This is a genomic window from Brevibacterium sp. (assembly GCF_052105255.1).
GTDB classification, from domain to species: Bacteria; Actinomycetota; Actinomycetes; order Actinomycetales; family Brevibacteriaceae; genus Brevibacterium; species Brevibacterium linens_B.
The window spans coordinates 32789-45356 of sequence record NZ_JBQDYQ010000008.1 but is presented as its reverse complement, the minus strand read 5'-3'; the positions used below and the strand labels follow the sequence as shown (position 1 = coordinate 45356).

Genomic DNA, 12568 nt, shown 5'->3' with positions numbered 1-12568 from the left:
CAGCTGGCCTGCCAGCATTGTGACGAAGCGCACACTCGCCACAGCATCGCGGATGCCTGCACCAACGCGGCAGAGACGTACACACAGTGATTCGCTCCCGGACGATGTCGTTGTGACGTTACGATCCAGACGCCGAAGGAGACTGAGGAGCAAAGTGAATTCGAAAACCGAACCCGCTGCGAAGCCGGCGAAGACACCCGCTGCGAAACGGGTTCCACACACCTTCGTCATCCTCTTCGGAATCGTCGTTGTTCTGGGAATCGCGACCTACTTCATCCCCTCAGGGCAGTACGACACCCGAGTCGATGATTCGGGCCGAGACCTGGTCATCAGCGGCACATACCATGCAGTGGACTCAGCTCCGGCGAATCCCTTCGATCTGTTCACGTCGATTCTGTCGGGGATGACCGAGGGCGCCGACATCATCTTCTTCCTCCTCATCATCGGAGGAGCGCTCGGTGTACTCAACGCGACCGGCGCAATCGATCGACTGCTGCATGGGGTGCTCACCAAGTTCGCCGGCAAGGAACTCTGGATCATCCCGATTCTGCTGGGTTTCTTCTCCCTATCGGGAGCGACGTTCGGCATGAGCGAAGAGGCCATTCCCTACCTCCTCATCATCCTGCCGATCCTGTTGAAGATCGGGTTCGACCGCATCCTCATCGCAGCCCTTCCTCTGGTCGGAACCGCGGTCGGATGGGCCGGCTCCTTCACCAACCCGTTCAATATCGGAATCGCCCAACAGATCGCGGGTGTGCCGATCTTCTCCGGGATGGCCGTCCGGATCGGACTCTTCGTCATCCTCTACCTCGCCGCAGTCATCTACTTCATGCGGTATGGAGCCAAGATCCTTAAGGACCCCAGTCGGAGCCTCATCGGCATCGGACCCGACGACGAAGCTTATGGCTCGTCCACCTCGACGGACGATCCGCTGACGAAGCGGGACGTCGCCGTCCTCTGGGTGTTCGTCGCCACAATCGTCGCCGTGCCGATCGGGATCATCGCCTTCGACTGGTTCATCACAGAGATGTCGGCGCTGTTCGTCATCATGGCACTGGTCGTCGCCACCATCGCGAAGATGAACTACAACGACGTCGCCGATTCGTTCACCAAGGGCTGCCAGGATCTGCTCGTTGCTGCGTTGTCGGTGGGCCTGGCCTACAGCGGAATCATTCTGCTCGAAGATGCCCACGTCATCGACACGATCATCTATGGGCTGTCCACGGCGGTCGGGCAGCTCTCGAGCAACTGGGCGGCAGTCGGCATGGTGGGCGCACAGAGCGCCATCAACTACATCGTCACCTCGGGCAGCGGCCAAGCCGCACTGACCATGCCGATCATGGCTCCGCTGGCCGACCTCGTCGGGGTGAGTCGACAGACCGCGGTGCTGGCGTATCAGTTCGGTGACGGCATCTCCAACGGTTTCACCCCGACGAACGGTGCGATGATGGCCGGTCTTGCGATTGCCGGTGTCTCCTGGTTCAAATGGGTCCGCTTCCTCTGGCCGCTGATGATCATCTTCTACGTTCTGGGTGGGATCTACGTCTTCATCGTTCATGTGTTCATCTGGACTGCCTGAACGAACAGCGGATGTTCACTGCAGCAGCAGGAACCCGAAAACCCGAACTTCGACGACCTACGATGCCAAACACACGAAGAAAGCGAGTATGCCCGATGATTCCCGACTTTCGTGCCGACGCCGCCGAGATCCTCTCCGAACTGCAGACCATCCGCAGAGATCTCCACGCCAATCCCGAGGTGGGCACCGACCTTCCGCGGACCCAGCAGGTCGTCCTCGACGCCATCGACGGCCTCGACCTGGAGATCACGAAGGGCGTGGCGCAGAGCTCGGTCGTGGCCGTGCTGCGCGGAGGGAAGCCAGGGCCGACGGTGCTGCTGCGCGGCGACATGGATGCCCTGCCGGTCAACGAGGAAACAGATTACCCATTCGCGTCGACGAACGGGGCCATGCATGCCTGCGGTCACGACCTGCACACCAGTGGCCTCATCGGTGCCGTCCGGCTGCTCGCCGCCCATCGCGATGAGCTGCCCGGTTCTGTGATCTTCATGTTCCAGCCCAACGAAGAAGGCGATGGCGGAGCGAAGAACATGATTGACGAAGGCATGCTCGAAGCGGCCGGAGAGCGTCCCGTCGCCGCCTATGCCATTCACGTCAAGCCCGGCACGGGCGGGGTCTTCACCACCCGCCCGGGCCCGCTCATGGCCGGATTCATCAGTTTGGAGATCACCATGCGCGGCGCAGGCGGACACAGCTCCCAGCCCCAGTTCGCCCGCGACCCGGTAGCCCCCCTCACCGAACTGGCGGTGGCTCTCAACACCATGACGTCACGTCGATTCGATGTCTTCGACCCAGTCGTCATGCCCGTCACACAGCTGCGTGGATCGGATGCCAACAATGTCATCCCCGACACCGCGAGCCTGGGGGCCTGCATCCGCTACCTGTCTCCGGAGCGGGTCGAGCAGCTGCGGACCGAGATCACCAGGATCGCCGACGGCATCGCCTCAGCCCATGGGTGTCGTGCCGAGATCACCTTCGAGCCCGGATTCCCTGTCACCACCAACGACACCGAGGAAGCCGCCTGGACCGCGCAGCAGCTCACTTCGGTCTATGGCCCGGATCGCTACGAGGAGATGCCGAATCCGGAGATGGGTTCGGAGGACTTCTCCTTCGTCCTCAATGAGGTGCCCGGCGCGTACGTCTACCTCGCCACGACTCCCGAGGGTGTCGACCCAGAGTCCGAGGACAACCATTCGCCACGCGTGAAATTCGATGACACCTGGCTCGGAGACTCGGCCGCAGCGCTCGCCCACCTCGCTTTTGCTCGATTGGCGAGGTGATCGTCTGCCGTTTGGCTTTCTACCGTTTGACGGGTGTTTCCTGCAGGGTCGGCTGCACCGTGGTCCCTGTCTCCCACGAGTTCGCGCCCGGTGCCACCTCCGGCATCGGGATGTCTTCGCGGCGTTCGCGGTTGCGCTGCGTCGAGACCCCGACTTCGCGGTCGCGCTCTTGGACCAGCTCGTCGCGGACTTGCCCATCCTCGGTGAAGCCCATCATCAGCTGGGGCGCACCGTAGGGGAAGTCGTGAACGTCGTACTGCCAGGTGTGGAACGTCTTGCCGTAGGTCTTCACCAGGTCCTCGAAGTAGGCGTGTTCGGCGATCTCCGGAACGCCAGGGGCGGTGAGGATTCCGGACTTGATCTCATAATGATGGCTGTGCCAGAGCTTCTTCTCCTCTTCGGGCAGGGAGCGGAACCGGTCTTCACTGATGATGTACTCGATGCCGATCAGACGGGCGTCATAGGCGTTGCGATCGAAGATGACGCACTGGTGCAGGTCGTGTTCCAAGTGGATGCAGAAGTGAGCGGCATGGACTTGGCGTCCGGTCTCGTCCGCATACATGTGCAGGCCGTCGAGGTAAGTGCTCATCGCCTCCAGCGGATATTTTCGCTGGAGGAACGCGGAGCCCAGGTCCAACACGCGGTGCTTCCAAGGATGGCCCTTGCTGGTCTTGAGATTGCTGACGGCCCTGCGCCCGGCAAGAGCCGCTGCGACGCCGCCGATGCCGAGAGTCAGTCCGGTAGTGAAGCTCTTCAAATGTGTCAGTTTCATAATTCATCGTAAAGCGGATGATGACGCGTTTGAACCCCCTGCAGAACGGCTGCGGACTATCGCGGGAGCCAGTTCGTCAAACGACCCCGTCGTGGAACACTCTTCGAACTGCTCGTCCTCCGCCTGGTCAGTGACAGCTTCCCCGGCTTCCGTCTTTTCCTTGTCTTCCCGCGTGTTCCGATCGTCAGGATGCTCCACGGTGTCCGGAACTGCTTCTTCTTCTTCCTCATCATCGACCTCCTCGAATCATTCCCCGGAGTATAATCCTTCCGCTCTCAACTGGCGCAAGCCACCGAGCCACGACTGGATTTCATCTTGAGCCCGGGATTGACTATGTCTGTCTGGACTATCCAGACAAAGCCGAAGACCTGCTCCGCACGATGTGGGAACAGGCCTTCAGATGAGAACCTCCGTCTGATCAGCTCCCAGCGTTCGCATCCGCGGTCAGGTGGGCGCGCGCCTCGGCGAGCATGGCCTCTCGGGTCGCGATCTTCACGCGTTCCCGGCCCTCGGTCTCACCGAGGGCCTTCTCCGCAGCCTCGAGCCGGTGATAGCCCTCCCAGTCCGTGAACTCGACGCCCTTCGACTCGAGCAGCTCGACGATCGAGGACTCCTCCGGGTACACGGGTTCGGTGAGCGCTCCGGCGGCCTGGTCGTCGAGGATGTGCCCGATCGTCTCGAGCGCATCACCCTTCGTATGCCCGATGAGCCCGACGGGTCCGCGCTTGATCCATCCGGTCGTGTACACGCCGGGAATGACGTCCGCCTCGGCGGCCTGGCCCTGCTCCTCGGCGTCGACGACGCGCCCTTCGTGATTGGGGATGACCTTCTTGGCCTCGTCGAAGGGCAACTGCGGCAGCTGCGTACCCGCATAGCCGACGGCCCGGTACACGGCGTCGATGTCCCAGTCGTGGAAGTCCCCGGTGCCGTTGACGCCACCGGCGCCGTCGAGCTCCTGACGTTCCGTGCGCAGCCCGGTCACTCGATCCTCGCCGAGGATGGCCACCGGTGCGTGGAGGAAGTGCAGGTGCAGTCGCCGCTTCGCCCCGGTCTCCTCCCGCATCGCAAAGTCCGTGAGCGTCTTCGCCACCTGCTTGACCTGGTTGCTCGACTCGATGGCCTCGAGCGAACCCTGATCGAACTCGTAGTCCTCGGGATAGACGATGATGTCGACGTCGTCGACCTGACCGAGTTCACGCAGCTCGAGAGGCGTGAACTTCGCCTGCGCGGGACCCCGGCGGCCGAACACGTGGACGTCGGTGACCTTCGAGGACTTCAGGCCCTCATAGACGTGATCGGGGATCTCCGTCGTGTGCAGGTCATCGGCCTGCTTCGCGAGCACCCGGGCCACGTCGAGCGCGACATTGCCGTTGCCGAGCACGGCGACCTTCTCCGCGTCCAGCGGCCAGGTCTGGGCCACATCGGGGTGGGAGTCGTACCAGTTGACGAAGTCGGCTGCCCCATATGAACCGGGCAGATCGATCCCGGGCAGCGACAGCTGTGCGTCGACGAAGCAGCCGGTGGAGAAGATCACCGCATCGTAGCGGTCGGTGAGCTCGCCGAGGTTGATATCGGCCCCGTATTCGACGTTGCCGAACAGGCGGATGTCACCGCGGTCGAGGACCTTGATGAGCGCATTGATGATGCCCTTGATCCGCGGATGGTCGGGGGCGACCCCATAGCGGACGAGCCCGAAGGGTGAGGGCAGGCGATCGAACAGGTCGATGCTCAGTTCCAGGTCATGTTCGGCCTTGGTCAGCAGGTCAGCGGCATAGATGCCGGCGGGACCGGCGCCGATGATGGCCACTCTGAAGGGAATAGTAGGCATGGGTTTCCTTGATCAGTCGTCGGTGTTCTGCGGCGGCAGTGCGGCGATGAAGGGATGGTCTTTGTCGACGACCCCGTGGGCGGCCGCTCCGCCCGGGGAGCCGATGTCGTCGAAGAATTCGACGTTCGCCTTGTAGTAGGCCTCCCACTCATCAGGCACATCGTCTTCGTAGAAGATCGCCTCGACGGGGCACACGGGTTCGCACGCCCCGCAGTCGACACATTCGTCGGGATGGATGTAGAGGGAACGGGTGCCTTCGTAGATGCAGTCGACCGGGCATTCCTCGATGCAGGCTCGGTCCTTCAGGTCCACGCACGGTTGGGCGATGATGTAGGTCATGGGTTCCTCACGAGTTCGGATGCGTGCGCTGCGGCAGGCTCGGTCGCCTGGGTGAACGCACCATCGGCGTAGGGGCTCAGGGTCACGACATCACCGGCGACGATCACGGCCGGTGACCGGACGCCTCGGCGAGCCGCGCGGAAGGCGATGTCGCCCAGGGTTCCGATGGTCACCCGCTGGTTCTCACCGAATCCGTCTTCGACGATCACCACCGGGCAGTCGTCACCGCGCCCGGAGCGGGCGAGCACCATCGCCGAGTTGATGAGCGTGCCCACTCCCATGAGCACGACGACGGTGTGATCGCGTCCCCCGCCGATCTCGGACAGCTGGTCATGACCGGTCACGACCGTGTACGAGGTGGCGACACCTCGGTGGGTGAGCGGGATTCCGGCGACTGCGGGAACGGAGTTCGCGCTGGTCACCCCGGGAACGACGCGGACATCGACTCCGGCGGCCCGGCAGGCGATGACCTCCTCTCCCCCACGTCCGAGGACGAACGGGTCCCCGCCCTTGAGACGGACGACCCGGTGGCCCAGCTTCGCCTGCGTGATGAGGATGTCGTTGATCCCGCTCTGCGGCACCGGATGGTGCCCCGGCAGCTTGCCGACGTCGATGATCTCCGCTTCCAGGGGTGCGCCGCGTTCGGTTTCGAGCTGATCGATGACCGATCTGGCACCGAGGCGGTCGGCCACGATGACATCGGCACGTTCCAATGCTCGCAGACCGGTGACGGTGAGCAGTCCGAGATCGCCCGGTCCGGCACCGACGAGCAGCACGGTGCCGGGCTGCTGTGGGAGGAAGAGTGTCATGGCTGGTCCTCGATGGATTCGGCGGAGTGGGCCGCCTCGGGGGTGTGGATTCCCGCGGCGAGGGTGTTGCCTGTCTGCGGGTCGATGACGACGAAGGCTCCGACCGTGCCGTGGTCGCGGAAGTCCGGGACCGGCAGCTCGGCGGACAGCTTCACCCGGGCCAGGCCGATGTCGTTGCCGGCGAGCACCTCGGCGGCCTCCAGCCCGGAGGTCTCGAGGTTGCGTTTGGCCTCGATGGTGACGATGCCTTTCACGGTCGTCGTCCCCGTCTTGATGAGCACCCGATCCCCTGTGCGCAGGCCCTCGGCGGTGAACGGGAACACCTCGGCGCGCAGTTCGCGGCGCGGGGTGGGCAGGGTGCCGGCCGCGGCGATGACGCTGCCACGAGCGGTATCGACGTCATCGGCCAACCGCAGCGCCACCGACAGCGGCGCACTCGCGGTCTCGAGGGGACCGGTGGCGGTATCGATGCCGGTCACGGTCGTGCGGAGCCCGGCGGGGTGGATCTCGATTTCATCGCCGAGGCTGACCCGCCCGGCCGTGATCTGTCCGGCCACGGCCCGGTAGTCCCGGAATTCCTCGGGGTCGAGTCCCGGTGCCAGTCCCCCTTGCGGACGGAGCACGGTCTGCACGTCGAGGCGGAAGGCCTCGAGGTCGGCGGTGTCTTCGTCCGCACTCGGCAGAGTCTCGAGCAGCTCGAGCAGCGCCGGCCCCTGATACCAGGGGGTGTTGTCCGAGGTGGTGGCGACATTGTCCCCGGCCAGTGCAGAGATCGGGATGAGGTGCGGGGTCTCGAGTCCGATCTCGGCGGCGAGGGTCTTGATGTCGTTCTCGACCGTCTCGATCCTCGCCTGGTCGAAGTCGACGAGGTCGATCTTGTTGACGGCGATGATGACGTGGCGGATGCCCAGTCGGGAGACGACGGTGAGGTGCCGGCGGGTCTGCTCGGTGGCACCGGTGCGGGCGTCGATGAGAACGACGACGGCATCGGCGGTTGAGGCGCCTGTGACCATGTTGCGCGTGTACTGCACGTGTCCGGGGCAGTCGGCGAGGATGAACGAGCGACGGTCGGTGGCGAAGTACCGGTAGGCGACGTCGATGGTGATGCCCTGTTCGCGTTCGGCCCGCAGACCGTCGGTGAGCAGAGCGAAGTCGAACTCTCCGCCGAGGAATCCGCGCTCCCGACTCGTCGCGGTCACGGCGGCGAGCTGGTCGGCGAGGATCGCCTTCGCATCGTGGAGGAGTCGGCCGACGAGTGTCGATTTGCCGTCGTCGACGGATCCGGCAGTGGCGAAGCGCAACAGAGTCTTCGTCGTCGTGTCCAACGTCGGCGTCGCCTCGGTGGCGGTTGTTTCGGTGGTGGTTGTCGTCGTCATCAGAAGTACCCGTCCTTCTTGCGGTCTTCCATCGCCGCGGCCGAGATCCGGTCGTCGGCGCGAGTGGCTCCGCGCTCGGTCACAGTGGTGGCGGCCACCTCGGCGAGGATGGACTCGAGGTCATCGGCGCTCGATTCGACGGCTCCGGTGCAGCTCATGTCTCCGACGGTGCGGTAGCGGACCTTCTTGGTCGTGACGGTCTCGCCGTCGCGTGGGGTGGAGAATTCGCCGGTGGCCCACCACATGCCGTCGCGTTGGAAGACTTCGCGTTCGTGGGCGAAGTAGAGCTCGGGCAGTTCGATGCCTTCGCGGGCGATGTAGCTCCACACGTCGAGTTCGGTGAAGTTCGAGATCGGGAACACGCGGACGTGTTCGCCGGGCAGGTGGCGGCCATTGAAGAGGTTCCACAGTTCGGGGCGCTGGCTGCTGGGGTTCCAACCGCCGAATTCGTCGCGCAGGGACAGAATCCGCTCCTTCGCGCGGGCCTTGTCCTCGTCGCGGCGGGCGCCGCCGAAGACGGCGTCGAACTTCCCGCCGGTGATGGCATCGAGCAGCGGCTGGGTCTGCAGGGTGTTCCGGGTGCCGTCGGGGCGTTCGCGCAGGCGACCGTCGTCGATGTAGTCCTGGACCTTCGCCACCGTGAGGTCGAGGCCGTACTTCTCTGCGGTCTCGTCGCGGAAGCGGATGATCTCGTCGAAGTTGTGTCCGGTGTCGACGTGGAGGAGTCCGAACGGGATCTTCGCCGGCCAGAACGCCTTCGCGGCGAGGTGGAGGACCGTCACGGAGTCCTTGCCGCCGGAGAACAGCAGCACGGGGCGTTCGAACTCGGCGGCGACCTCACGGATGATGTGGATCGCTTCGGATTCGAGGACGTCGAGGGTGGACAGGCTTGCGCCCGGGTTGTGGGTGGGTGCCGCCTCGGTGGTGGTGTGGGTGTCGTGGTTGTACTGGGTGTCGATGCTCATGTGTGGAGTCCGCATTCTGTTTTGGTCGATCCGGCCCAACGGCCGGCGCGGGGGTCTTCCCCTTCGGCGACGGGGCGAGTGCAGGGCTGGCAGCCGATCGACGGGTATCCCTGCGACAGCAGCGGGTTGACCGGGACGTCGAAGGCGCGCGAATAGTCGAGGAGGTCGTCGAACGACCATGCGGCCAGGGGGTTGACCTTGACGAGGCCGTTCTTCTCATCGAAGGTGATCAGCGGCGTGTTCGTCCGGGTCGGGGCCTCGTCGCGGCGGACGCCGGTGAACCAGAGTTCGTAGCCCTTCAGCGATTTCTTCAGTGGTGCGACCTTGCGGCGGGCGCAGCACAGGCCGGGGTCGCGGGCGAAGAGGTCCTTGCCGAATTCGGCGTCCTGCTCTTCCACGGTCTGCTCCGGGAGGACGTCGACGATGTGGACGTCGACACGGCGGGCCACCTCGTTGCGGGTGTCGTAGGTCTCGCGGAAGTGGTAGCCGGTGTCGAGGAAGAGGACGTCGACGCCGGGCTGGTACTGGGCGACGTAGTGCGGCAGGGCGGCGTCGGCCATCGAGCAGGCCACGGCGCAGGCCGCGGTGTCGAAGTTCCGGGAGACCCAGCGGATAACGTCGGCGGGGTTGGCCTCGGGAACACCGCCCGCCGGGTCACCGGCGAGTTCACGGGCTCCCGCCTCGGCGAGGGCTTTGAGCTCTTCGACGGGACGCGGTTCGGGGCGGGGCCGCGTCGGTGTCTGAGTTGTTGCTGCCGGGTTGGGGGATGCGGTCGGGGCCGGGTTCGTGGTGCTCATTTCAGCTCCTCTTCGTCGACGCGGTTGGCCCATTCGGAGAATGTTTCGGTCACCCCGCGTCCGGCGAGGAAGCGGCGGACGAGGGTTTCGACGTATTCGGTGAGGTTCTCGGCGGTGACCTTGAGTCCGCGGACGGTACGGCCGAGGCCGGCTTCGTCGCGGTCTTTCGAGGCCAGGCCTCCGCCGACGTGGACCTGGAATCCGGGGACCTGTTCGCCTTTGTCGGTGGTGACGATCTGGCCTTTGAGTCCGATGTCGGCGGTCTGAATGCGGGCGCAGGAGTTCGGGCAGCCGTTGAGGTGGAAGCTGATCGGGTGCGGCAGCTCCTCGATGTCGGCCAGCCGTGCTTCCAGTTTCTCGACGGCGTCGGCGGCGGTCTGCTTGGTCTCGACGATGGCGAGTTTGCAGAATTCGATGCCGGTGCAGGCGATGGTCGAGCGGCGGAAGAGGTCCTTGCGGCTGGACAGGCCGAGGGCGTCGAGTCCGGCGACGACGTCATCGACATCGGCTTCGTCGATGTCGAGCAGCAGGACCTTCTGGTGCGGGGTGGTGCGCAGGCGGGTGGATCCGTACTTCTCGGCGAGGTCGACGAGCTGGCCGAGCAGGGTGCCCGAGGCGCGGCCGGCGATGAGGGTGACGCCGATGTAGTAGCGGCCGTCGGCCTGTTTGTGCACGCCGACGTGGTCGCCTGCGGTGATCGGTTTGGCCGGTGCCGGGCCGTCGGCGAGCTTGTAGCCGAGGTATTCGGTTTCGAGGACCTCGCGGAACTTCTCCGGGCCCCAGTCGGCGAGCAGGAACTTCAGTCGGGCTTTGTTGCGCAGGCGGCGGTAGCCGTAGTCGCGGAAGATCTGGGTGACACCGAGCCAGGTGTCGACGACCTGGTCGGGGGCGACCCAGGTGCCGAGGCGTTCGGCGAAGCGGGGGACGACGGACAGGGCGCCGCCGACCCACAGGTCGTAGCCGACGCCGTGTTCGGGGTGGTCGACGGCGACGAAGGAGCAGTCGTTGATCTCGTGGACGACGTCCTGGCTGGGGTGGCCGGTGATCGCGGTCTTGTATTTGCGCGGCAGGTTCGACAGTGACTGGTCGCCGATGTAGCGGCGGGAGATCTCTTCGATCGCCGGGGTCGGGTCGATGAGTTCGTCGGCGGCGATGCCGGCCACGGGTGAGCCGAGGATGACGCGGGGGACGTCGCCGCAGGCTTCGGTGGTCTGGAGTCCGACGGCTTCGAGGCGGCGCCAGATCTCGGGCATGGACTCGATCTCGACCCAGTGGAGTTGGATGTTCTGGCGGTCGGTGAGGTCCGCGGTGCCGCGGGCGAACTCGTTGGAGATGTCCGCGATGACCCGCAGCTGCTCGGTGGTGAGCTTGCCGCCGTCGATGCGGATGCGGAGCATGAAGTATTCGTCTTCGAGCTCGTGCGGTTCGAGTTTCGCTGTGCGGCCGCCGTCGATTCCGGGTTTGCGCTGGGTGTACAGGCCCCACCAGCGGAAGCGGCCGTGCAGGTCGTCGGAGGCGATCGAAGAGAATCCCTGCTTGGCATAGATGGTTTCGATCCGGGCGCGAACGTTGAGGCCGTTGTCTTCGGCCTTGTCGATCTCGTTTTTGTTCAACGGTTCATGGCCGTCGATCTTCCACTGCCCATTGGACTTCTTCGGGCGGGCAGGCCGCTTTGCGGCTCGTTTACCTGCTGTTTCCTTGTTCTCTTCCACCTGAGTGGACATTGCTGTCTCCAAACGCTGAGGGGAACCAGTGATGAATCACGCTACATGAATGCCGAATTGCTCAACAACTCACCGAATGGTTTGTGTCACGGAGTGACATCTGGCGTCACGGCCTGCCGTGTGCGCGGTCAGACGTTGAGCTTCTGCGGGGTGAAGTTGTGGGGTTGGGTGTGAGGTTGGACGTAGGCAGGACAGCCGCCTTCGACATGGGCGCCACCAGGGCCACTGTTGCGGCCGGCCGCGAGAACACCGTCACGAACTTGGCCGTGGATTCCCTCGCGGGCTCGGTCGCGGACGATGTCAACGAGCTTCGGCGGAACGGCGGACGTGGTGCCGCCTCCGGTGAGAAGCGGCGGAGCGAGGACCCCGGTCGATTCAGTGCCGCCCTCGACTTGCTTTCGGGCGAGGTCGTCGAAGAAACCGGGGGCCAGCAGGTAGTTCGCGAGCACGGGTCGGGCGCCGCGACTCCGACTCTCCGCGACGAGGTCCTTCAGGGCCACTCCCCCGCCGGCGAGGAAACCGACCTCGACCGGACGCTCAAGCTCTGCAGCCAGCAGCCAGCCCATCTCGCGGCAGGACTCGTTCGCCCGTTCGTCGCTCGAACCGGCAGCGGCGAGGATGACGTCGTCGCTGCCCTTCAAGGGCGGAAGTCGATCGGAGAGGATCTCTGCGAGCCTCGGGTCGGGCCCGAGCGTGGGGGTTCGTCGAACGTCACGGCCCGATTCAGCGGCACGGCCGGCCGCCTCGGCGAGGTCGACATGGACGTGATACCCCGGCGAAAGCAGAAGCGGCACGAGAATCACCGGACGGTCGGCGGGCAATCGGGCGATGACCTCGTCGACGTCGGGTTTCTGGACGTCCACATGGCCGAGCATGACTTCGTCGGCAATGCCCCGAATACGCAGGTCCGTGGCGACCTCCGCGGCGAGTACCTCGATGAGGACCTGGCCGGTCGGCGATGAGGTCCCGTGGGAGATCAGGCCCACGGACGGCAGCCCCGTCATAGCGCTCCTTCCTCAGCGATTCTCTGCGTAAGCCTCTGAACCCGTTCCCGCACCTGCCCCGGGGCTGTCAAGGTCACTAGGCAGACTGATTGCTC

11 protein-coding genes are annotated in these 12568 nt (G+C 64.9%); 2 read left to right on the top strand and 9 right to left on the bottom strand.

Going from position 1 to position 12568, the window contains the following annotated elements:
- The first annotated feature begins 154 nt into the window (after positions 1 to 154).
- Positions 155 to 1579 (top strand): YfcC family protein, encoded by a 1425-nt coding sequence (locus ACTIIH_RS04325; RefSeq protein ID WP_441450695.1) that lies wholly within the window; start codon positions 155 to 157, stop codon positions 1577 to 1579.
- Positions 1580 to 1674: 95 nt separating this feature from the next.
- On the top strand, positions 1675 to 2859 hold the full coding sequence (locus ACTIIH_RS04320; RefSeq protein WP_441450694.1) for a M20 metallopeptidase family protein: 1185 nt from the start codon (positions 1675 to 1677) through the stop codon (positions 2857 to 2859).
- 19 nt (positions 2860 to 2878) lie between these two features.
- Here the strand turns inward: ACTIIH_RS04320 and ACTIIH_RS04315 are convergent, their stop codons facing one another.
- The 9 genes from ACTIIH_RS04315 to ACTIIH_RS04275 form a co-directional block, all read right to left on the bottom strand.
- Positions 2879 to 3616 (bottom strand): OBAP family protein, encoded by a 738-nt coding sequence (locus tag ACTIIH_RS04315; RefSeq protein WP_441450692.1) that lies wholly within the window; start codon positions 3614 to 3616, stop codon positions 2879 to 2881.
- A gap of 433 nt (positions 3617 to 4049) precedes the next feature.
- Entirely contained in the window at positions 4050 to 5459 is a 1410-nt protein-coding gene (locus ACTIIH_RS04310; protein ID WP_441450690.1) for an FAD-dependent oxidoreductase, read from the bottom strand.
- 12 nt (positions 5460 to 5471) lie between these two features.
- Entirely contained in the window at positions 5472 to 5798 is a 327-nt protein-coding gene (gene fdxA, locus ACTIIH_RS04305; protein ID WP_025776713.1) for a ferredoxin, read from the bottom strand.
- Positions 5795 to 6607 (bottom strand): uroporphyrinogen-III C-methyltransferase, encoded by an 813-nt coding sequence (gene cobA, locus ACTIIH_RS04300; RefSeq protein ID WP_441450689.1) that lies wholly within the window; start codon positions 6605 to 6607, stop codon positions 5795 to 5797. Before cobA ends, fdxA begins: the two co-directional genes overlap by 4 nt.
- Positions 6604 to 7983, bottom strand: a complete 1380-nt coding sequence (locus ACTIIH_RS04295) for a sulfate adenylyltransferase subunit 1 (RefSeq protein ID WP_441450687.1) — start codon at positions 7981 to 7983, stop codon at positions 6604 to 6606. The genes cobA and ACTIIH_RS04295 overlap by 4 nt, the downstream gene beginning before the upstream one ends.
- On the bottom strand, positions 7983 to 8948 hold the full coding sequence (gene cysD, locus ACTIIH_RS04290; RefSeq protein ID WP_101596827.1) for a sulfate adenylyltransferase subunit CysD: 966 nt from the start codon (positions 8946 to 8948) through the stop codon (positions 7983 to 7985). Before cysD ends, ACTIIH_RS04295 begins: the two co-directional genes overlap by 1 nt.
- Entirely contained in the window at positions 8945 to 9745 is an 801-nt protein-coding gene (locus ACTIIH_RS04285; protein WP_441450686.1) for a phosphoadenylyl-sulfate reductase, read from the bottom strand. Before ACTIIH_RS04285 ends, cysD begins: the two co-directional genes overlap by 4 nt.
- Positions 9742 to 11469 (bottom strand): nitrite/sulfite reductase, encoded by a 1728-nt coding sequence (locus tag ACTIIH_RS04280; RefSeq protein WP_441450684.1) that lies wholly within the window; start codon positions 11467 to 11469, stop codon positions 9742 to 9744. Before ACTIIH_RS04280 ends, ACTIIH_RS04285 begins: the two co-directional genes overlap by 4 nt.
- A gap of 128 nt (positions 11470 to 11597) precedes the next feature.
- Complete coding sequence (locus ACTIIH_RS04275; protein ID WP_441450682.1) at positions 11598 to 12473, bottom strand: sirohydrochlorin chelatase; 876 nt, start codon at positions 12471 to 12473, stop codon at positions 11598 to 11600.
- Positions 12474 to 12568 lie beyond the last annotated feature (95 nt).